The sequence below is a fragment of the Streptomyces purpurascens genome (assembly GCF_045040895.1).
In the GTDB taxonomy this organism is placed as follows: domain Bacteria; phylum Actinomycetota; class Actinomycetes; order Streptomycetales; family Streptomycetaceae; genus Streptomyces; species Streptomyces purpurascens.
On sequence record NZ_CP108341.1, the window covers coordinates 7,329,559 to 7,351,228 of the forward strand.

The following is a 21,670-nucleotide window of genomic DNA, read 5'->3' on the forward strand; positions in this document are numbered from 1 at the left end:
GGCCCAGCCCGGCCCATGGAGACCCGGCGCGTCCCACGCTCCGCCGGGACACCGCCGCCCGGCGCGTGAGCCGTCCCTGGGCGGTCCGTGAACGCCGGGAAGGCTCGCCGTGTCCGGGGGCCGGACGCGACGCTGTGCCCTGCCAAACGAGACGAGCCGCCCCAGGGGTGACCCGCGGGGGACGGCGGTTCGGAAAGGAACACCGCATGAGCATGCGCATTCGGGCCATGGCGATGGTGACGGCCGTGTTGCTGGGGGGCGGGGCCACCGGGATCGCCCTGGCACCGGCCGCGAACGCCGCGCCCTACTTCGGCATCGACGGCGGCGGTGCCGTCACCAACGACTGGGAGGACGAGGAGAACCTCGGCGTCGAGGCCTACGCCAGGGGCAACGCCATCGCCCTGTGGGAGACCGTCCTGTGGGCGGACGGCGCCCTGTGGGAGGACGACGAGGGCGAGTGGCGGCCCTTCAAGAAGAGCCAGATCGACGGCTCGTTCGGGCCGGAGACCGAGTCGGCCACGCAGTGGTGGCAGAGCCGGCACAACCTCCCCGAGACCGACGGCATCGTCGTCAGCGAGAGCTGGGACTTCGCCCAGACCCGGCTGCAGAGCCTCCCGGGCAACATCGTCCAGTACAAGGGTGACGCACGGAACGTCAACTTCAAGCGCGTGGGCGGCAAGTACCAGGTGAAGCTCAAGAACGTCGGGTCCTGGAAGAACGCGCACTACCGCACGGTCGGCTGAGTGCCCCGACGGGCGGGTGACTCCGAGGTCACCCGCTCCACGTCGGCAGGGCCCACAGCAGCCCCGCCAGCAGCACGACGATGACCGCGAAGGAGACCAGCGCCGCCGCCCGCCACCGCCGGTACTCGGCGCCGGGCGGCGGTGCCGCGAGGTCCACCGCCTGCCCGGCCGGCCCCGTCGCACCGCGCGGCCACGTCGGGTCGGCCAGCTCCCACACCGCCAGCAGCCGGGCCTGATCCGTCCCGGCCACCCGGCACAGCGCCTGCACCGCGCCCCTCGGCGGCTGCTTGGCCCCGCTGAGATACCGCTGCCACGACGACTTGCTGTACGCCGTCCGCCGCGCCAGCTCGGCCAGGCTCAGACCCGTGCGGTCCTTCAGGGTCCGCAGTTGCTCGACCAGATGCCGTGCCTCCCTCGGCAGTGCGTCCGGAAGCGGCTGCCAGCGTGTCATGGTCGTCCCCCAACTGCCCGCCGCCACCCCACCCCCGGGCAACGGCCCCTCCCCACCGCATCGTTCGACGCCGGCCCGTCCGGACCAGTTCCCCGCGGCGACGGGCGCGCGGCGCGCGTAGGGGGTGTGAGACGCCGGGCCGAGCGACCGTCCGTCGGCGACGGTGCGCCGGGGTACGGCGACCGCGGGGACCGTCTCCCGATGCCCCCGCCACCAGGGTGTATCGCCACCCGGACGCTCGCCCGCGCCGGACAGGCCCTACGCCCGCGGCACCGCCGTACTCGCCCGTTCCACCAGCCGTGTCGACAACTCCGTCCGCGTGCTCTCCGGGTGGTGCCCGTCCATCATGCGCAGCAGCGAGCGCAGGGCCGTCGCGGCCATCTCCGAGAGCGGCTGGCGGACCGTGGTCAGGGCGGGGGAGGCCCAGCGGGCCTCGGGCAGGTCGTCGAAGCCCACCACACTGACGTCGTGCGGAACCTTCAACCCCCGCTCGGCCAGGGCCTGGTACACCCCCAGCGCCATCCGGTCCGAGCAGACGAAGACGGCCGTCGGCGGCTCGGGCAGATCGAGCAGTTCCAGCGTGCGGCGGCGGGCCACGCTCTCGTCGAAACCGGCGTGCCGGACGTACTCGGCGCGGTGCCGGACCCCGGCCGACGCGAGCGCCGAGCGGTAACCGGCGACCCGGGCACTGCTGCACAGCGTGCGCCGGTCGCCGGCGATGACGGCGACGCGCTCATGCCCCAGGGACAGCAGATGCTCGGTGGCCGTCAGACCGCCCTGCCAGTTCGCCGCCCCCACCGAGACCACGCCCTCCGGCGGCTCCTGGACCGGGTCGATCATCACGAACGGGATGCGGTGCTGCTCCAGCCAGGCGTACTGCGAGGCGCTCAGCTCGGCCAGGTTGAACAGCACCCCGGAGGAGCCGCGGGCGACCAGCTTGTCCAGCCAGCCGCGTTCCGGGCGGCCGACCCGGGAGCGGGTCAGGGCGGCCGACACCACGACCTCCAGGCCCGCGTCGTGCGCCGCCTCCTCCACCCCGTGCAGCACCGCGCCCGACCAGGAGCTCTCCAGCGAGTGCACGACCAGGTCGACCAGCCGGGGCGCCTTCGCCGCGTCGAACCGGGGTCTGCGCACATAGCCGAGCCGGTCGAGCGCCTCGGTGACCCGGCGGCGGGTCTCGGGCGCCACGTCCTCCCGGCCGTTGACCACCTTGGACGCGGTCGGCACCGACACCCCCGCCTCACGGGCCACGACCGCCAGCGTCGGACCTGCCGCCACGCTCGCACTCGCCGTACGGACCATCGGGAACCCACCTCTCGACCGGGCAGAAAGCGCTTCCTACTCTAGGTCTGCGGCAGGACGGCGGGTAGACACGTGACCGAAAGCCGGTCGATGACGCCTCGGGCGCGCGGTGTCGCCGGCAGGCCGTCGCCGACGAGAAGAGCGGGCCGCGGTGATGACGTCTGTCACGTTCAGTGATGACAAGTCTCACTGCCGACGCGGCGGCGCCGGCAGAACACTGGACTTCGCATGAACGGCGGGCGGCGAGGGGCCGTCCCGTACCCACCCGTTCCGACGCCCCCGTGCGCCCCCCAGGAGGACATCAGATGCACCGAGCCTTATCCCTCGCCCTCGCCGCCACCGCCGTGGCGGCGACCGTCTCTCCGGGAGTGTCGGTGGCGGCGACGCCGGACACCGTGCGGTGGGGCCCGTGCCCGGAGGACGTCGCCGCACCCCGTCTCGAGTGCTCGACGATGGTGACGGCCGACCAGGGCGGGCACGGTGTCCATCCGTTCGGCCGCAATACCTGCGCGAACGACGCGGTGACGGCGTTCCTGACCACCGGGCAGCGCCCGTCACGGGACCTCGCCTGCGCGGCGGAGCCGAGCAGGTAACGGGAGCGGAGCCATGTTCGAGGAGTGGCGGCATCGCCGGGCTGTGCAGCGGGTCAAGCCCGGGGACGGACGACCGTTGAAGCGTTTCCGCTGGTGGCAGATGCTTACCCGCGCACTGTTCCATCTTCGGCTGATGAACGACGACGGCCGGCGGACGGACTACGCCGTCGACGTCAGGCATCAGAATCAGTCGGACGGCTACGTCAAGGCTCACCTCTACCTCGACGGCAGGCATCACGCCGAGTCCAGAGTCCCCGCCGTCTTCCCCGTCCCGGGCGGCACCGTCGAAGTGAGGGCGAGCAACTTCGGGCTCAAGCGCTGCCACTACGTCACCGTCGAGGGGGCCGAGTTCCCGCTGGTCCCGGACCCCGCCTCCGCCGAGGGGCGCCGCGCGCGCCTCGACCGATCGCACCCCGCGCTGAGCCGCTGGATCGGGTTCCTCTCGGTGACCGTGCTCGTCATCGGCCTGGCTCTCCTGATCCTTCAGCTCGCCGAACAGATCACCCGGGATCCGGAGGGCCTCGCCCAGTACGTCGGGACCTTCGTCTCGCCCATCGATCTGTCGGCAGGGGGCAACGCCGTGGTCGGGCTCGTCACTGTGGCGGCCAGCACCGAGCGGGCGCTGCGGCTGCGCTACAACTGGCTGCTCGACGGCGGGGCGGGCTGAGCGGCCGCTCGCGTCAGCGGGCGGGCGGCATGTCCGTGGGACTGGAGTCGAGTCCGGGCCTCTTGCCGGCCCAGGAGCCGCGCGTGAAGTCCGGGATCTCGACCGGGCGGCCGTTCCTCGCCAGGGACGCGGCGCTCAGCGGGACCGCCGCGCACCAGGCGGCCGAGTCGTACACGTCGATGTCGGGCACCAGTCCGGCGCGCATCAGCTGGACGGTGCGCCACTGCAGGACGTAGTCCATGCCGCCGTGACCGCCGTTGTTCGCGGCGTCGTCGCCGACCTTGCGCCACAGCCAGTGGTCGTACTCCTTGCGGTAGTCGGCGAAGTCGCGCCAGGTGTGGCCGCCGTGGTCCGGTTCGAGATAGACACGCGCGCCGGTCGGGGCGGGCCCGGAGTAGTCCTCGACGATCCCGCGGCTGCCGGCGAGGGTGTTGATCCTGCTGTACGGCCGGGGTGAACTCACGTCGTGCTCGGCCCGGACGATCCTGCCCTTCTCGGTCTCGATGAGGCAGGTGGCCAGGTCGCCGTTGATGTACGTCTCCTTCCAGGACGGGTGGTCCCGGGGGACGAAGCGCTCGCGGTAGTCGGCCAGTCCCTTCGGGGCGGTCGCGGTGGCGGACAGGGTGGCCATCCGGTCGCCGCGGTTGATGTCCATGGCCGCCGCGATCGGGGCCAGCCCGTGCATGGGGTAGAGGGACGCGGTGCTGCGGGTGTGCCACAGCCGCCGCCAGGAGTCGGTGTAGTACGTGTCGGAGAAGAGGAGTTCCCGCAGGTCGTGGAGGTAGCCGCCGTGGCCGTTGGTGATGTCACCGAACACGCCGGCGTGCGCCATCCTCAGCATGGCCAGTTCGTTGCGGCCGTAGCTGCAGTTCTCGGCGAGGAGCAGGTGCCTGCGGGTGCGCTCGGAGGTGTCGACCAGGTCCCACAGCTGGCGGAGTTCCGTCGCGACGGGGAGTTCCACCACGGCGTGCCTGCCGCTCAGCAGCGCGGCTCTGCCGTGTTCGTAGTGGAACTCCCAGGGCGTTGCGACATACACGAGGTCGATGTCGTCGCGCCGGAGCATCTTGGCGTAGGAGTCGGCTGATCCGCCGTACTCGGCGGGGCGGGGCTCGCCCTTGCTCACCAGCCGGTCGGCGGCGCGTCGCGCGCGGTCGGCGCGGATGTCGCAGACGGCGGTCACGGTGCAGCCGGGCACGGCCGCCCAGCCCTCGACCATGCCTGAGCCACGGTTGCCCAGGCCGATGACACCGACGCGGACGGTTCTGTGGGCCTCGAACGGCACGCCGATCATCGACTTCTGCCCGGGACGGCGGCGCGGCGCCTGCCCGGTCGCGGCGGCCGCGGCCGGGGCCGCCGCGGTCATCCCGGCCGCGAGCGCGCCGGTGGCCACGGCTCCGCCCAGGAGCAGTCGGCGTGAGACAGCGGGTGTTTCGGACATGACGGCAACACTCCTCGATGAGGTGGCTTGCATCACTGCCGGTGCACTGTCGGGACTTTCGGGGCATGACTCTGCGGGCTTCGACGGTTACATGTCAATACATGCTCGATAGGAAGCAGTTCCGAGCAGGATCGAGCATCGGCTTTCGAAACCCCGAACGCGCCGACGCCCTCAGCCGGATACGCAGGTCAGCCGGAACCCCGTGAAGTCCGCCGTGAACGCCGCGTCGACGAGGTCCCGGGCGTGGATGCCCGCCATCGCACCCGTGAAGCGCAGCCGAGGGCCGTGGTCGTCGGACAGCCGGCTGAAGTCCAGGGCCGGTCCGATCGCCGTGCGCACTCCGTCCCGTACGAACCAGAAACGGGCGTCGGCACCCTCGATCGTCACCCCCAGCGTCACCGGCCCGACGACCGGCACGTCCACGACGGCGACCTGCCGCACGCCGTCCTCGTCGCGCTCCACGAGGCTCAGCACCGTACGACCGCCCGCGCTCCACTGCTGCCCGCGCTGCGGCTCGCCCGCCGGCTCCGCCCAGGTCAGGTCCAGGCTGAGATACGCCTCGGCGTTGTACCAGAGGACCAGCCCCGCGGCCTGGGTGAAGGTCACCGGCCGCGCCTCGACGGTGACTTCGGCCTCCGCCTGGTGTTCGGTGACGCGCTGGGCGAGCAAGCTGGTCGCCCAGCGTGACTCCGGGCCGTGCCGGCCGCGCAGCCGGATCCAGCCCTGGCGTGCCCTCGTGTCGGCCCAGGACGGGTCCGGCGCCTCGCGCAGCGTGCTCCACGGCCAGGACAAGTCCTCGGGCGGGGCGGCGGGCGGCAGCGGATGCGGCCGGGTCGGCACGTCGACGTCCACCGCCGGGTGCCAACCGCCCTGCCGCAGCCGGGGCCAGCCCTCCGCGTCCCAGACCACCGCCTGGATCGCGGTCTCCCGTCCGAGCGTGCAGCGGCGGCCGTGCGGCGTGCGCAGCGGACGGGCCGTCAGATGACTGAGCAGCCACTGCCCGTCCGGCGTCTCGACCAGCTCGCCGTGCCCGGCCTTCTGCAACGGCACGCTCTCGTCGTCCCGCGTCGTCAGCAGCGGCCGGTCGTCGAGTGCGTACGGCCCGGTCAGCTCCCGGCTGCGGGCCACCCGCACCCCGTGTTCCCAGCCCGTGCCCCCCTCGGCGAGCACCAGGTAGTACCAGCCCTCGCGCCGCAGCAGCTTCGGCCCCTCGATCAACCGGTCGTGCTGGAGCAGCAGACGCGTCTCCCCGACGGGTGTCAGCGTGTCCCGGTCCAGCTCCGTGGCGACGATCCCCGCGAATCTCCGGCCCCCCGGCCGGTGGTCGTTCTGCAGGTTCAGCAGCCACAGCCGGCCGTCCTCGTGGAACAGGGCAGGATCGAAGCCGTGGCTCGCGACCCGGCGCGGGGCGCTCCACTCGCCGCCCGCCTCGGTGGCCGTCGAGACGTACGTGTCGAGATCGAAGTACGGCGTGCCGACCGAGCGCACGACGGTGTACGTCACCCAGAACCGCTCCCCGTCCCAGCTCAGCGACGGCGCCCAGATGCCGCCCGAGTCGGGCACCCCGGCCAGCGAGCCCCCGGGGGCCGCTCCCTCGACGTGCCCCGCGTACTCCCAGTGGGCCAGGTCCCGGGAGCGGTGGACCGGGATCGTCGGGAACCACTCGAAGGAACTCGTCGCCACGTAGTACCAGTCGCCGACCCGGACCAGCGAGGGGTCGGGGGCGAAGCCGCGGAGGACGGGGTTGTGCAGGACGGTCACGTGGAGACTCCGGGGGAGTGGGGCACCCGGGGGCCGCGGGGAGTCAGGTCACCCGCGACCCCTGGGAGTCAGGGAAGAAGGACGGCCGGGATCACTTGAGGGCGCCGAGCGTCACGCCCGACCGCCAGTAGCGGCGCATCGCGACCATCATGATCGCCATCGGCACGATGGACAGCAGCGCACCGGTCAGCACCAGACCGGTCAGGTCGATGCCGGACTCCAGCCGGGTGCCGGTCCAGTTGTAGAGGCCGAGGTTGAGCGTCCAGTTCTCCTTGCCGCGCAGCACGGTCAGCGGGAGGAAGAAGGCGTTCCAGGTGTTCACGAAGGCCAGCAGGAACACCGTCGCGCCGCCCGTCGTCATCATCCGCAGCACGATGCTGAAGAAGATCCGCAACTCGCCGGCGCCGTCGATCCGGGCCGCCTCCAGCAACTCGTAGGGGATCGTGGCCTCGGTGTACACCTTGGCCAGATACACGCTGAACGGGTTGATCAGGCAGGGGATCAGCATCGCCCACGGGGTGTCCACCATGCCGATCGCCGAGAACAGCAGATACAGCGGGAGCGTGAGCAGCGCGATCGGGATCAGGAACGAGCCCACGACACACGCGAAGATCGCGTTACGGCCCGGGAAGTCGAAGCGGGCCAGTCCGTAACCGGTTGCGAGGGCGATCAGCGTGCCGCCGAGCGAGCCGACACCGGCGTACAGGAACGAGTTGGCCGTCCACCGCAGGAAGATGCCGTCCTGGTAGGTGAACACCTGCTGCAGGTTGTCCCACAGGTGCCAGCCCGAGAACCACAGGCCGTTGCTCTGGTACAGCGCCGTGCGGTCCTTGGTCGCGGCGACGATCAGCCACCACACCGGGAACAGGCTGTACGCGCTCGCCAGGGCCAGCCCGACGAGGAGGAAGCGCTGGCCGCCCCGCCCGCGCGAGGCCGGATCCGGACGGGACAGGCGCCGCACGCCGCGGACTTCGGGCCGCTCGGTGGCGGTCCGCTCGGTCAGCACCATCAGTCGGCCTCCTTCGAGGTGAGCCGGTAGAAGAGGAAGGAGGCGACACCCAGGATCAGGGCGAGGAGCACGGACAGGGCGGCCGCGTAGTTGTAATTGCCCGCGTTGAACGCCTGGTTGTAGATGATCATGATCGGGGTGAAGCTGTCGCTGACCGTCTGCGGAGTGATGTTCCGGAACAGCGCCGGCTCGTTGAAGATCTGCAGCATCTGGATGATCGACAGCAGCCCCGTCAGGACCAGCGCCCCGCGCACGAACGGGATCTTGATGCTGCGCGCGATCCGCAGCTCGGAGGCCCCGTCCAGCCGGGCCGCCTCGAACAGCTCGCGCGGCACACCCTGCAGCGCCGAGTAGATGATCACCATGTTGTAGCCGATGCCGTGCCAGGTCAGCAGGTTGCCGATGGACGGCCACACCATCGACGGCGCGAAGAAGTTCCAGTCGAAGCCGAGGGCCTTGCCGATCGGGGTGAGCGGACCGACGTCCGGGCTGTAGAGATTGACCCAGACGATCGCCGCGACCACGCCGGGGATCATGTACGGCACCAGCAGCAGGATCCGGAACCGGCTGGCCACCCTGGAGGTGAGCGCGTCCAGGAACAGCGCCAGCAGCAGGCTGATCAGCAGCATGAACGGGATCTGGACACAGGCGAAGAGCACCACCCGCAGGATGGAGTTCATGAACGCCGAGTCGGTCAGGCCCTGCGAGTAGTTGTCGAGCCCGACGAACTCCGTCGTCGCGCCGCCGAGACCGAGCCCGGACTGCTTCTCCGTGAACAGCGACTCGTAGACGGCGTAGCCGATCGGGAGCAGATACAGGAAGACGAAGCCGAGCTGGAAGGGCACCGTGAACGCGGCACCCTTCCAGCGCAGGGAGCGAATCATCGAATGCCTCAGCCCTTGACGCTGATACCGCGGGACTTCAGGTCCTTGACCGTCCACTCCTGCATGTGCGCGAGCAGGTCGGTGACCTTCTCCTGCTTGTTGACCACCTTGGCCCAGCCGGCCTGCAACTCCGTGAACATCGCGGTCCAGTTGGGCCCGTAGGTCCAGTCGGTGGTGACCGTGCCCAGGCTGTCCGTCACGACCTTCTGCGCCGGCTCGTAGTTCTTGCCGAGCAGCTTCTGCGAGATCGACTCACCGACGTAGGAGCCGCTGTCCTTCAGTGCCGGCATCACGCCGTTGCCGGTCTCCGGGCTCGCCATCGTCTTGACCGCGTCCTGGTTCGTCGACATCCACAGCGCCGCCTTCGCCGCCTGCTCCTGGTTCTCGCACTGCTTGGTCACCAGGGTCACGCTGCCGGTGAGGTTCGTACCGGCCGGCGTCTTGGCCGCCTCGCCCCGGTACGTCGGCCAGGGGGCCAGGGCCCAGTCACCGAAGGACTTGGTGAAGTTCTGCACCATGCCGGCCATCTGCCAGGTGGAGATCTGCCGGGTCGCGGTGGCGCCGGTGTCGTAGCTGCGCTGCACGGCCGCGTAGTCGGCGAAGGACAGCTTGGCGTTCAGGTCGTTGTCGATGATCTCCTGGATCACCTTCGCGGCCTTGAGGGTGCCCTCGTCCTGGAAGTCCACCTTCCAGGCGTTGCCGTCGATCGCGTACCAGTGCGCCCCGGCCTGCATCGCGAGCACCTCCAGGGTGCTGGGGTCCTCACCGGCGTAGTTGGTGATCTTGATGCCGTGCTTCTTCAGCACCTTGCCGGCGGCGATGAACTCGTCCCAGGTGGCCGGGGGCTTCAGGCCGTACTTCTCGAAGATGTCGGTGCGGTAGATCGTGAACTGGGGCGCCGAGCTGGTGGGAACGCCGTAGAGCTTGCCCTGCACCTGCGCGCTCGCCCAGGCGCCGGTGTTGAACTCGTCCTTCTCACCCTTGACGTACCGCGTGATGTCGGCGAGCGCGTCCTGCGACACCCAGCTGGTCACGTACTCGGCGGTGTTCTGCACCAGGCAGGGGGCGTTGCCGGCCTTCACCGCGTTGGTCAGCTGCTTCTGCATGGTCAGCTGGTCGGTGACCTTCGTGTACTTCAGCCGGATGTCCTTGTGCGACGCGTTGAACGCCTTGACGACCGCCTCCTGGCCGTTGGCCCAGCCCCAGAAGGGGAGGGTGACCGGACCGGACTTCGACGCGGCGTCGTCGCCCGAGCCGGATCCGCCGCAGGCGGAGAGCAGACCTGTCAGCGCGATGCCCGCGACAGCGGCGGAGGCGAACCTTCTCCGGGGGCTGGTGAAGTTCATCTGACCGTGATCCTTCGGAATAGGACGTTCTCAGAACGAGAGGACGGCGGCGGCTCGGTGTGCCGGCCGGGAACGGCGGCCGGAAAACCGTCGGCTCGCGGTTGCGGGGGGTCGGCCAAGCAGAAGCTGTAGTAAGCGGTTGCTGGGACGGTAGGCGGACGGATCCGCTCAGAGCAAGAGGTGCGCGTCAATTTGTTACGGCGGATTGTCCGGCGGGTTATCGCCGGGAGTGCGGTGAGACCTCGCGTCCGCCCCGTTATACGCACAGGTCAAAGCGCTGTCGGAGCCGCCGGTCCGCAGCGCGGCGGGTGCGCCGACGGAATCCGCAAAGGGCCGTAAAGTCTCGGGAAAACGGTTACGTAACGACTCCGCGCGGCAGCGTCAGACGCGCGTAGCCGGCGGCCGCACCGAATTGCGGACCACGACATGCGTGCCCAGCACCAGATGGTCGCCGTCGGCGCTCTTGCGGCGGCCCGCGCCGCCCTCCCGCCGGTCGGCGACCGCGCGCAGCGCGACCCGGCCCATCTCCTCGTACGGCACGTGCACGGTGGTCAGTTGGGGCGTGAGCTGGGAGGCGAGCGGGATGTCGTCGTAACCGACGATCGAGACGTCCTCGGGTACCCGCAGGCCCGCCGCGCGCAGGGCCTGCGCGGCGCCAGCGGCGACCACGTCCGTGCCGGCGAGCACCGCGGTGAAGTCCGGCGTGTCGTGCAGGGCCGCCTCGACCGCCTCGTAGCCGTGCTCGTAGTCGTACGGGCCGTGCCGGACCATGCCCGGGTCGAAGGGCACGCCGTACGCCTCGAAGGCCCGCTGGGCTCCCTTCAGCCTGCCCTGGGCAGTGGTCAGTTCGGCATGTCCGGGCAGGACGAGGACGCGACGGTGACCGGCCGACAGCAGGTGGCTGGCCATCGCGTAGGCGCCGCCCTCGTTGTCGTAGTCGACCGTCGTCGCCGGGACGTCGCCCTCCAGCGGGGGCCTGCCCACCAGGACCAGGTGCGAGCCGGCCGCGTCCAGGGAACGGGCGAAGCGGGCCATGCGCAGCTGGTACTCGTCGTAGTCGTAGGCGCCGCCGAGCAGGATCACCGCGGCCACGCCCTGCTGCCGCATGAGGTTCACCAGGGCCAGCTCACGCTCCGGGTCGTCGCCGGTCGTGCCGACCAGGGAGAGCCAGCCGCGCAGTGTGGCGGCGCCCTCGACGCCCTTCGCCACGTGCGCGAACGCGGCGCCGGTGATGTTGTTGATGAGGATCGCCACGGTCGGTGTGCCGCCGCCGGCGAGGGAGCGGGCGTGGGCGTTGGTGACGTAGTCCAGGTCCCGGACCACCTTCATCACCCGGCGGCGCAGCTCCTCCGACACCGGGTAGTTGCCGGACAGCACCCGCGAGACGCTGGCCACGGAGACGCCCGCGCGCTCCGCGACGTCGCGGATGGTCGCCCGGCCGGCGTCACTCGTCGCCTTGCGCTGACTCACCCTTGCGGCTCCTTCACGTTGTGGCCCGATGCATGGCCCGATGTGTGGCCCGTCGCCGTGCGCTCCGGTCGGGCGCGCCCCGGTCCGCAGCGGCCCTGACGCACCTGAGGCCGGGCACCCGCCCCGCACCGGTGCGGAAACCGTATCCCATCGTTACTCCAGGCTGGAGGGCCTGTGGACAGCGGGCCGAAAGGGCCTGCCGGGTGTGGTGCGGGACGCATGCGCACACCGTGCCGTCGGGCCGGACCGCCTGCCCGCCGGGGGGTCACGCCACCCGCGCCAGATCCGCGTGCCGTACCTCGTGAACCGGCGGCACGCCCGCCACCAGGCGCTCCAGTTCCTCCACCACGATGCGGCCGAGCCGCTCCAGTTCGTTGCCCAGCGAGCCGGCGATGTGCGGGGTGAGGAACACGTTGGGCAGGTGGTACAGCGGCGAGCCGGCGGGCAGTGGCTCCGGGTCGGTGACGTCGAGGACCGCGCTGAGCCGGCCCGAGACCAGCTCGCCGGTGAGCGCCTCGTGGTCGACCAGCGCACCCCGGGCGGTGTTGATGAGCACGCCCCCGTCCCGCACCAGGGCGAGCCGGTCGCGGTCGAGCATGTGGTGGGTCTCGGGGATGTCGGGGGCGTGCAGGCTCACGATGTCGCTGCGTCCGAGCAGCTCCTCCAGCGACAGCGACTCGGCACCGAGCGCGGCGGCCTCGGCCGGGCTCACATACGGGTCGTGCAGCAGGACGGTGAGGTCGAACGGCCGCAGCAGCTCCAGCAGCCGGCGGCCCACACGGGACGCGCCGATGACCCCGACGCGGCGGCCGAGGTTGCCGGTCGCGGCGGTCTCGGCGGGGCCCGGATGGGCATGGGTGCGGCGGAAGTGCTCGCGGTGGTCGAAGGCGTCCTTGCCCACCAGCAGGATCATCGCGAGCGTGTACTCCGCGACGGGCAGGGCGTTGCCCGTCACCGCGCTGGAGACGGTGACCCCGCGTTCCCACAGGGCCTCGCCGACCAGGGAGCGGACGGAGCCGGCCGCGTGCAGCACGGCGTCGAGCCTCGGGACCGCCGCGAGGACACCGGCGTCCAGGTGCGGGCAGCCCCAGCCGGTGATCAGTACTTCGGCACGGGCCAGGGCCCCGGCCGCGGCCGGATCGGCGAAGTCCCGCACCACCAACCCGGGGTCGATGTCGGCCGTGCGCCTCAGTCGCTCCATCAGCGGCGGAGGGAAGAGCAGCGGGAGGTGCACCGGGTCCATCGCGAACACGGTCCGCGGCAGCTGAGGGCTGGGCATGACTCTCCTGGGAGCAGAGGGAGGAGGAGCGGAAACAGTTTCAGAAAGCGTCTTCTACCGTAGATCCGCCGGGAAGCGGCGGTCAATCGGCAGGGCGGGGAGGGCGGCGGGAGGTGCCGGTTCGGCGCAACGCCCGTGATGAGCCCAGGTCGTGGCGCGACGGGAGGGGGTGAGGCCGGTGAGGTGGGGGAGTGGGGCGGGTGCGGTCGGGTGGATCGGGCCGGAGTGGCGATCCCTCGTGGAGCTCGGTACGAGGCCGGACCGTGGAAATCGATTACTGCGGTTTCGGTGAGGGAGGGCGGGGCCTGTGTGCACCGCCGTCGACGTCTCGACGCCCAGACGGTCCGTTCAGCAACCGGTTCCCGATCTGTTGCCGACTCGACCTCGCGAACATCCCCTGGTCATGACGGTCGAGGCGCTCTTCGATGGCTTGATCACGCCGACCGAAAACAGGTCTGACCCGCCCTCAAGCTGATGACGCCGAGGTTACACAGTCTTTTCGAAAGTTCGTCAAGGCCCTTGACGCGCCATGCCGACCGGAAGAAGCTCTGCCCCACGCACAACAACCGGTTGCTAAGCACGCCGGAAACGCAAGGAGGTGTGCGTTCATGCACCCACGTGCTGGTGCTTCCCTGAGCCGCCGCCGATTCCTCGCCCTCTCGGCAGCGGGCGCCGCGACCGGCGCGGCGACGCTGAGCGGCTGCGCGATGCAGGTCTCCAGCGGCGTCAGCGGCGGCGGCGAGACCGTCACGGTGATGGCCAAGCCCGACGACTTCTCCCCGGAGCTGGTCAGACAGGCCCAGAAGGACATCGGCGTCAAGATCGTCACGGTGCGGTACGACATCACCAAGCTCATCGGGATGATGACCAACGGTGCCCCGCCCGACCTGGTGCGCGGTGTCGGCGCCACGGACGCGCCCTACTTCGCGGCGCGGGACGTCATGGAGGACCTGGACCTCTACTTCGCCGGGAGCGGCGTCCTCGAGGTCGACGACCTGGACCCCGTCAACGACCTGTGGCGCTTCGACGGACGCACCCAGGGCAAGGGCCCCCGCTACGGCATGGCGAAGGACTTCTCCCAGGACTCCATGTTCTGGTACAACACCGCGCTCTTCGACCAGGCGGGCGTCGGCCACCCGCCGGAGACCGAGCCGGTCACCTTCGAGGAGTGGCTGGAGAACGCCAAGCGGCTCACGCGCCGCAGGAACGGCCAGACGACCGTCTTCGGCGGCAGCTACAACGGCGTGCTCACGCCCAACATGCTGGCGAGCCTCACAGCGGCGGCCGGAGGCAGTCTCTTCACCGACGACTTCTCCCGCGTCGACTTCACCACCCCCGAGGCCCGCAAGGCGCTGAACTGGTACATCGAGTACGGCAGGGCCCGGGTCGGCCCCAGCATCGTCCAGCCCGACCCCAACACCTGGGACGGGCCCACCTTCCAGGCGAACCGCATGGCCATGTCGAACTCCGGCTACTGGCTCGGCGGCCTGATCAATTCCGACAAGAAGCTGGCGCCGCGTGCCCGCCTCGCACCGGCCCCGGTGTTCGAGGGCGGCCGGCGGGTCAGTCCCTGCCAGGCGGGCACCGGCCTGTGGATGCCGAAGAAGGCGAAGAACAAGGACGCCGCCTGGCGGGTCTTCGAGTGGTTCTTCGGCGAGGGACCGGCCAAGGCCCGCGCCGCCGGCGGCTGGGGCATCCCCACCCTGAAGTCCCTGCGCCCGCTGATGCCGGCCCAGGAGGACTACCAGAAGCGCGTGCTCAAGGTGCAGCAAGCCGAGCTGAAGCACTTCTCGGTGATCGCCTACACCCCCTACGCCTCGGCGGACTCCCTCTACGCCCTGTTCAACCAGGAGGCCCCGGCCGCGATGAACGGCCGCATGTCCGTCGACGCCCTGGCGGGCCGCCTGAACGCGGTCATGAACGAGCAGCTGAAGCGCGGTAAGGAGCAGGTGGGATGACGGTCGACCAGATACCCGTCACGGGGCGGACCGGCCCGGCCGCGCGCGCCGACCGCACGACACCGGCCCAGCGGCCCCGGATCTCCATGACGGCGCGCAGGCATCGCGCTTTCTACCTGTTCACCGCGCCCTGGATCATCGGTTTCCTGCTGCTGACGATCGTGCCGATGGCGTACGCGCTGTGGCTGAGCTTCACCACCTACGACGGCATCTCGCCGCACTGGAGCTATGTCGGCCTCGGCAACTACACCGAGCTGTTCTCCGACCCCCAGACCTGGCACTCCCTCGGCCGGACCGGCCTGTTCGCCCTCACCTCGGTGCCGCTGTCGATCATCGCCGGGCTCGGGCTCGCGGTCCTGGTCAACCGGCCGGTCAAGGCACGCGGACTGTTCCGCACCCTGCTCTATCTGCCGGCCGTGGTGCCCCCGGTCGGCGTGGGCCTCACCTTCAAGGCGCTCTTCGACCAGAACTCCGGTGCCGCCAACGGCGTCATCACCCTCTTCGGCTTCGACGCGCTCGGCTGGCTCGCCGACCCCTACGCCCGCTACGTGCTGCTGATGAGCGTGCTGTGGGCCGCCGGAAACGTCATGATCATCTCGCTGGCCGGGCTCCAGGACGTGCCCCGCGAACTGCACGAGGCCGCCCGCATCGACGGGGCGGGCGCCTGGCGGACCTTCCGCAGCATCACCGTGCCCCTGCTGTCACCGGTCCTGCTCTTCCAGACGGTCACCGGTGTCATCGCCTCGGTGCAGACCATCATGCCGCTGCTGCTGTCCCCGGACGGCACCACGGCCGGCGTCACCGCGCTTCCGCAGTCCAACTACCTCTACATGATGCATGTGTTCTCGCAGTACTTCGCGCTCGGCCGCTACGGCTACGCCTCCGCACTGCTGTGGGTGCTCTTCGTCCTGATCCTCATCGTGACCGGACTCATCTTCAGGTTCACGTCCGGCGTGGTGTTCTACAACGTCGACCCGGAGGCGAAGAAGTGACCGCCACCAGCCTGCCCCCGACCTCCGCGCCCCGGGTGCGGGTGCGCGTCAACCGCCTCGTCCTCTACACGGTCCTCGTCGCCCTCACCGGGCTGTTCATCGGCCCCTTCGGCTGGCTGATCCTGTCCGGCCTGAAGACCCCGGCGGAACTGGCCGCCTCCCCCGTGCACTGGCTGCCCACCCACGTCCAGTGGCACAACTTCGCCGACGCCTTCAACCTGATCGACTTCCTCGGCTACGCCCGCAACTCCCTGATCATCGCCCTGATCTACGCCACGCTCGTCACGCTCAGCTCGGCCTGGGTCGGCTTCGGGTTCGCCCGCCTGGACGCCCCCGGCAGGAAGACGCTGTTCGGCATCCTCATCGGCTCGATGATGCTGCCCCAGATGATCACCCTGCTGCCGACCTATCTGATCTTCGCGAAGCTCGGCATGGTCGACACGTACTGGCCGTGGGTGTTCTGGGGACTGGCCGCCGCCCCCTATCTGGTCTTCCTCTTCCGGCAGTTCTTCGCCGGGCTGCCCCGCGAGCTGGAGGAGGCCGCGATCGTCGACGGCTGCGGCTACGGCACCATCTTCTGGCGGATCTTCCTGCCGCAGTCCTGGCCGGTGCTGTCCGCGAGCTTCGTGATCGCCTTCACCTGGTCCTGGGGCGACTACATCGCCCCGCAGCTGCTGCTGTCCGCCGACAGGTCGACGCTGGCCGTCGCCGTCATGACCACCTACGTCACCTCGGCCGGAACGCCCGTCGCCAACCTCCAGGCCGCGGCCTCCGTGATGTACGTCGTGCCGATCCTGCTGATCTTCCTGATCGCCCAGCGCGGCTTCGTCGCCGGCATGTCCACCACCGGCCTGAAGTGACCTCGGCCGTCTCCCGTCTTCGTATCCGCAAGGAGCTCACCATGACCCCGTCCCTGTCCCGCCGAGGCGCCCTCCAGGCGGCCGGCGCCACCGTGCTGGCCGCCGGACTGACCAACCTGACGGCCACGGCCGCCCGGGCCGACGAGGCCGCCGTCGCGCCGAAGCTGGTGACCTACCCCCGCCCGGCCGCCATGCCGACCAACACCAGTTTCAAGGTGCGGGTCCGTACGGCCCCCGAAGGCGAGTGGCAGACGCTGGACATCTGGCGCCCGCAGCTGTCGGAGATCAACGCGACCACCGGATCCAGCAAGGTCTACAACTCGTCGCTGGCGTACTTCGACTTCCAGGGCTCCGTCGAGGTCGAGGTCACCTACCTCAAGGGCGGCACCGGCAAGGTCCGGGTGAGACCGGACTCCTACGGCATCAAGCCCGAAGTGGGTGGTGACACCCTTCACTTCACGCTCGACCAGCCGCGCAAGGTCGTCGTCCAGATCAACGACGACATCTTCGACTGCCTCCACCTGTTCGCCCGCGCGATCGACAGGAAGATCCCCGAGCAGGACGATCCCGACGTCCTCTACTACGGGCCCGGTGTCCACACCACCCCCGACGGCTACCTGACCGTCCCCTCCGGCAAGACGGTGTACCTCGACGGCGGCGCCGTCCTCAAGGCGACCGTCCTCTTCCGCGACGTCGAGCACGCCGGGATCACCGGCCGTGGTGTGCTGGCCGGGACGGTGGACGGCGGTGTCCTGATCGAGAACTCGAGGAACATCTCCGTCGGGGCCGTCACGGTGCTCAACCCGAACGGCTACGCCGTCAAGATGGGCGAGGCCACCGGCGTCACCATCAAGGGCCTCGGCTCCTTCAGCTCCAAGGGCTGGGGCGACGGCATCGACGTCTTCTGCAGCAGCAACGTCGTCGTCGACGGCGTCTTCATGCGCAACTCCGACGACTGCATCGCCCTCTACACCCACCGCTGGGAGTACTACGGCGACACGAGCGACATCACCGTCCGCAACTCCACCCTCTGGGCGGACGTCGCCCACCCCATCAACGTCGGTACGCACGGCAACTCCGACAACCCCGAGGTGCTGAAGAACCTCACCTTCAAGAACCTCGACATCTGCGACCACCGCGAGCCCCAGATGGGCTACCAGGGCTGCATCGCCCTCAACCCCGGCGACAGCAACCTCATCAAGAACGTCAAGGTCGACAACGTACGCGTCGAGGACTTCCGCTGGGGCCAGCTCATCCACATGCGGGTCATGTACAACACGAAGTACAACACCTCGGTCGGCCGCGGCATCCAGAACGTCTACGTCAAGGACCTCTCTTACACGGGCAAGCCGCTCGCGACCTGCCTGCTGCTCGGCTACGACGCCAAGCACGCCATCAAGGACGTCACGTTCGAGAACCTCGTCGTCAACGGCACCGTGATCGCCGACTCGATGAAGAAGCCGGGCTGGTACCTCACCACCGACACCATTCCGATGCACGCCAACGAGCATGTGCTGAACCTGAAGTTCCTCACCACCGCCGAGGCGGCCGCCGCGTCATGAGCACCAGCCCCCTGAGACCGACAGCACCGAGCCGCCGGGGCTTCCTCGGCGGTGCGGCCGCCCTGCTGCTGTCCGGCGCGAGCGGCCTGCTCGCCCCCGGCACCGCCCGGGCCGCCACGGCAGACCCCCGGGCGTTCACGCACCCCGGACTGCTGCACAGCGCAGACGACCTGGCCCGGATGAAGGCCGCGGTCGCCGCCAAGGAAACGCCGGTCTACGACGGTTACCTCGCCTTTTCCGCCCACGCGCGCTCCAAGTCGACGTACACCGTCCAGAACACCGGCCAGATCACCTCCTGGGGCCGGGGCCCCACCAACTTCCAGAACCAGGCCGTGGCCGACTCGGCCGCCGCCTACCAGACCGCGCTGATGTGGTGCCTCACGGGCGAGCGCGCCTACGCCGACAAGGCCCGGGACATCCTCAACGCCTGGTCGGCGTCCCTCACCGCGATCACCGGCGCCGACGGTCCCCTCGGCGCGGGCCTCCAGGTCTTCAAGTTCGTCAACGCGGCCGAACTGCTGCGGCACAGCGGCTACGACGGCTGGGCGAAGGAGGACATCGCCCGCTGCGAGCAGTCCTTCCTGCGCGTCTGGTATCCGGCGATCTCCGGCTACATGCTCTACGCCAACGGCAACTGGGACCTCACCTCCGTCCAGTCGATCCTGGCCATCGGCGTGTTCTGCGAGGAGCCGGCCCTCTTCGAGGACGCCCTGCGCTTCGCCGCGGCCGGCGCGGGCAACGGCAGCGTCCCGCACCGCATCGTCACCGACGCGGGACAGGGCCAGGAGTCAGGCCGCGACCAGGGCCACGAGCAACTCGCCGTCGGCCTGCTCGCCGACGCCGCGCAGGTCGCCTGGAACCAGGGCGTCGACCTGTACGCCTTCGACGACAACCGGCTGCTGAAGAACGTCGAGTACGCCGCCCGCTACAACCTCGGCGGCGACGTCCCGTTCGTCCCCGACCTGGACCGCACCGGCAAGTACGTCAAGACGTCGGTCTCGGCCGTCGGCCGCGGCACCCTGCCGCCCATTTATGAGATGGCGTACGCGCACTACGCCGGTGTCCGCGGCCTCGACACCCCGTACACCAAGGCGGCCGTCTTCCGCGGTACCGACGGCGCCCGCGTCGTAGAGGGCAGCAACGACGACCTGCCCAGCTGGGGCACCCTCACCTTCGCCGGTACGAAGGCCCCGGCCCCGTCCGCGCCCACCGCCCCGGCCGGTGTCACCGCGATCGGCGCCGACAGGTCCGTCACCGTGGCCTGGCTGCCCTCGGCCTGGGCCGAGTCGTACACCGTCCTGCGGGCGAGCAGCGCCGACGGGCCGTACGAGAAGATCGCCACCGGTGTCGACCAGCCGGCGTACACCGACCGCCGTGCCCGCCCGGGGCGCACCTCGTACTACACGGTGGTCGCCGTCAACTCCCTTGGGCGGAGCGGTAGTTCCGCCTGGGCCTCCGCGGCGCCCGGTCTGCCCGCCCCCTGGTCCACCCGGGACATCGGCGCTGTCGGGATCCCCGGCTCGGCGGTCTTCGACGGCGAGCGGTTCGTGCTGGAGGCCTCCGGCACCGCCGACACCCACCGTCTGGCCCATCTGCCGCTGCGCGGCGACGGCACGATCACCGCGCGGATCGTGTGGCCGCTCAGCTCCCAGTACTCCAAGATCGGCGTCACCGTACGGGCCGGCCTGGACGCGGACGCGGCCCACGCCGCCATGCTGATCCAGGGCCTCCCGCTGCACACCTGGAGCGGAGTGTGGAGCGTACGGCCGAAGGCGGGAGCCGGGGTCAAGGGCACCGGCAGTACGCCCGTGCCGCCGTCCCAGCAACAGACGATCACGACCGGCGCCGCCTTCCCGATCTCCTCCCTCGGCGAGCTGCCCGAGTCGGCGACCCCGCTTCAGGCCCCGTACGTCGAGGGCGCGGGCGACGGCTACCGGCTGCGCATGCCGTACTGGGTCCGTGTGACCCGCCGGGGCGACCGCTGCACCGGCGCCATCTCCCCGGACGGCGTCCACTGGACCGAAGTCGGCACCGGCGAGGTCCAGTTGGGCAGGACGGTCCATGTCGGTCTGACCCTCACCTCCTGCCTCGGCGTCGACGCCGACTACGCCGGCACCGGCACCGGAGCCTCCGACAACGTCAGCGTCACCTCCCGCACGGGCGGTGACGTCTGGTCCGTGCCGCGCCCCGCCCGGGCCGCCGGTGACCTCCTCGCCGTCGCGGGCGCCGACGCGGTCGAGCTGGCCTGGACCGACCCGGACCTCTCGGCCCGCTACAAGGTGCTGCGCTCCACCTCCGCCAAGGGCCCGTTCGAGACGATCGCGACCGGCATCGGCCCCGTCGGCTTCGGCACCCGCGTCCGGTACGCCGACGCCACCGGCAAGCCCGGCACGACCTACCACTACGCCGTCGCGAAGACGAACCGCGCTGGACGCGGCCCTCTGTCGGAGCCGGCGAAGGCGACGATGCCGACGCCGTCGACACCTCAACTCGTCTCAGCGGCAGTGGCGTTCGCGAACAAGGGCGTCCCCTTCCGGCACCTCCTGCGCGCCTCGCACGAGCCGATCCGGTTCGCCGCGAAGGGACTCCCCGACGGCCTGCGCGTCGACCAGCGCACCGGCCTGATCTCCGGAACCCCCACCCGGACCGGCGCGTTCACGGTCACCACCACCGCGGGCAACGCCGCCGGAGACACCACCGGCACCCTCACCCTCACGGTCGGCACCCCGCCGCCCGAGCCCTGGAGCTACGGCGACCTGGGCGATGTCATCCTCGACGACCGCGCCTACGGCACCCTCGGCGTGGTCGCCGTCCAGACCCCCGGCTCCACCGCCCACGAGGACGGGACCTTCGTGGTGCGGGGCGCCGGGACCGACCTCACGGTCAACAACCAGGGCATGACGGGCCAGTTCGTACGACGGCCCGTCAACGGTGACTGCGAGGTCACCGTCCGGCTGGTCTCCCGTTCCGGAGCCGGCGGCGACCGGGTCGGCCTGCTCATGGCCAAGTCCCTGTCGCCGTTCGACCAGGCGGCCGGGGCGATCGTCACCGGCGGCACCAGCGCCCAGCTGATGCTGCGCCCGACCGTCGCCGGAAAGTCCACCTTCACGGGCAACGGCGCGGTCACCGCTCCCTGCCTGCTGCGGCTGAAGCGCACCGGGACGCACTTCACCGCATCCGCCTCGACCGACGGCGGCGCCACCTTCACCCCCCTCGCCGAGGGAGACCTCCCCGGCTTCGGTGACGCCCCCTACTACGTGGGCCTCGTGGTCTGCTCCCGCGACCCCCTGGCCCGCAGCACCACCGAGTTCGACGAGGTGAGCATCACCCCCCTGTAGCACCCACCGATGGGAGA

General features: G+C 70.5%; 17 protein-coding genes. 8 read left to right on the forward strand and 9 right to left on the reverse strand.

What is annotated here, in order from left to right; genetic code table 11:
• Positions 1–206 precede the first annotated feature (206 nt).
• Positions 207–743 (forward strand): peptidoglycan-binding protein, encoded by a 537-nt coding sequence (locus OHU35_RS33390; RefSeq protein WP_189721501.1) that lies wholly within the window; start codon positions 207–209, stop codon positions 741–743.
• Between the two features lie 28 nt (positions 744–771).
• Here the strand turns inward: OHU35_RS33390 and OHU35_RS33395 are convergent, their stop codons facing one another.
• Complete coding sequence (locus tag OHU35_RS33395) at positions 772–1,194, reverse strand: helix-turn-helix transcriptional regulator (RefSeq protein WP_189721500.1); 423 nt, start codon at positions 1,192–1,194, stop codon at positions 772–774.
• 258 nt (positions 1,195–1,452) lie between these two features.
• The gene (locus tag OHU35_RS33400) at positions 1,453–2,496 is read right to left on the reverse strand and encodes a LacI family DNA-binding transcriptional regulator (RefSeq protein WP_405507962.1); all 1,044 of its coding nucleotides are present in this window, start codon (positions 2,494–2,496) and stop codon (positions 1,453–1,455) included.
• Between the two features lie 305 nt (positions 2,497–2,801).
• Between OHU35_RS33400 and OHU35_RS33405 the strand changes: the two genes are divergently transcribed.
• Positions 2,802–3,089: an alpha/beta hydrolase gene (locus OHU35_RS33405; protein WP_405507964.1), complete on the forward strand. Its 288-nt coding sequence runs from the start codon at positions 2,802–2,804 to the stop codon at positions 3,087–3,089.
• 13 nt (positions 3,090–3,102) lie between these two features.
• Complete coding sequence (locus tag OHU35_RS33410; protein WP_189721498.1) at positions 3,103–3,756, forward strand: hypothetical protein; 654 nt, start codon at positions 3,103–3,105, stop codon at positions 3,754–3,756.
• A 13-nt stretch (positions 3,757–3,769) separates the two neighbouring features.
• Here OHU35_RS33410 and OHU35_RS33415 read toward each other — a convergent pair whose 3' ends face one another.
• From OHU35_RS33415 to OHU35_RS33445, 7 genes are all read right to left on the reverse strand, one after another.
• The gene (locus OHU35_RS33415) at positions 3,770–5,194 is read right to left on the reverse strand and encodes a Gfo/Idh/MocA family protein (protein ID WP_405507965.1); all 1,425 of its coding nucleotides are present in this window, start codon (positions 5,192–5,194) and stop codon (positions 3,770–3,772) included.
• A 171-nt stretch (positions 5,195–5,365) separates the two neighbouring features.
• Complete coding sequence (locus OHU35_RS33420) at positions 5,366–6,955, reverse strand: glycoside hydrolase family 43 protein (RefSeq protein WP_405507967.1); 1,590 nt, start codon at positions 6,953–6,955, stop codon at positions 5,366–5,368.
• 91 nt (positions 6,956–7,046) lie between these two features.
• Positions 7,047–7,964 (reverse strand): carbohydrate ABC transporter permease, encoded by a 918-nt coding sequence (locus OHU35_RS33425; RefSeq protein WP_189721495.1) that lies wholly within the window; start codon positions 7,962–7,964, stop codon positions 7,047–7,049.
• Positions 7,964–8,848, reverse strand: coding sequence for a carbohydrate ABC transporter permease (locus OHU35_RS33430; RefSeq protein ID WP_189721494.1), 885 nt, complete (start codon positions 8,846–8,848; stop codon positions 7,964–7,966). Before OHU35_RS33430 ends, OHU35_RS33425 begins: the two co-directional genes overlap by 1 nt.
• An 8-nt stretch (positions 8,849–8,856) precedes the next feature.
• The gene (locus OHU35_RS33435) at positions 8,857–10,194 is read right to left on the reverse strand and encodes an ABC transporter substrate-binding protein (RefSeq protein WP_405507969.1); all 1,338 of its coding nucleotides are present in this window, start codon (positions 10,192–10,194) and stop codon (positions 8,857–8,859) included.
• 381 nt (positions 10,195–10,575) lie between these two features.
• Positions 10,576–11,664, reverse strand: a complete 1,089-nt coding sequence (locus OHU35_RS33440; protein ID WP_359888332.1) for a LacI family DNA-binding transcriptional regulator — start codon at positions 11,662–11,664, stop codon at positions 10,576–10,578.
• Between the two features lie 265 nt (positions 11,665–11,929).
• The gene (locus OHU35_RS33445) at positions 11,930–12,943 is read right to left on the reverse strand and encodes a hydroxyacid dehydrogenase (protein ID WP_405507971.1); all 1,014 of its coding nucleotides are present in this window, start codon (positions 12,941–12,943) and stop codon (positions 11,930–11,932) included.
• A gap of 608 nt (positions 12,944–13,551) precedes the next feature.
• On the opposite strand from OHU35_RS33445, the gene OHU35_RS33450 reads away from it, so the two are divergent.
• From OHU35_RS33450 to OHU35_RS33470, 5 genes are read left to right on the forward strand one after another with little or no spacing between them, the layout of a single operon-like run.
• On the forward strand, positions 13,552–14,901 hold the full coding sequence (locus OHU35_RS33450) for an extracellular solute-binding protein (RefSeq protein ID WP_405507973.1): 1,350 nt from the start codon (positions 13,552–13,554) through the stop codon (positions 14,899–14,901).
• Positions 14,898–15,893: a carbohydrate ABC transporter permease gene (locus OHU35_RS33455; protein ID WP_189721489.1), complete on the forward strand. Its 996-nt coding sequence runs from the start codon at positions 14,898–14,900 to the stop codon at positions 15,891–15,893. Before OHU35_RS33450 ends, OHU35_RS33455 begins: the two co-directional genes overlap by 4 nt.
• Complete coding sequence (locus OHU35_RS33460; protein ID WP_189721488.1) at positions 15,890–16,753, forward strand: carbohydrate ABC transporter permease; 864 nt, start codon at positions 15,890–15,892, stop codon at positions 16,751–16,753. The genes OHU35_RS33455 and OHU35_RS33460 overlap by 4 nt, the downstream gene beginning before the upstream one ends.
• Positions 16,754–16,794: 41 nt before the next feature.
• Complete coding sequence (locus OHU35_RS33465) at positions 16,795–18,315, forward strand: glycosyl hydrolase family 28 protein (RefSeq protein ID WP_405507975.1); 1,521 nt, start codon at positions 16,795–16,797, stop codon at positions 18,313–18,315.
• Complete coding sequence (locus OHU35_RS33470) at positions 18,312–21,653, forward strand: alginate lyase family protein (RefSeq protein ID WP_405507977.1); 3,342 nt, start codon at positions 18,312–18,314, stop codon at positions 21,651–21,653. The genes OHU35_RS33465 and OHU35_RS33470 overlap by 4 nt, the downstream gene beginning before the upstream one ends.
• Positions 21,654–21,670 lie beyond the last annotated feature (17 nt).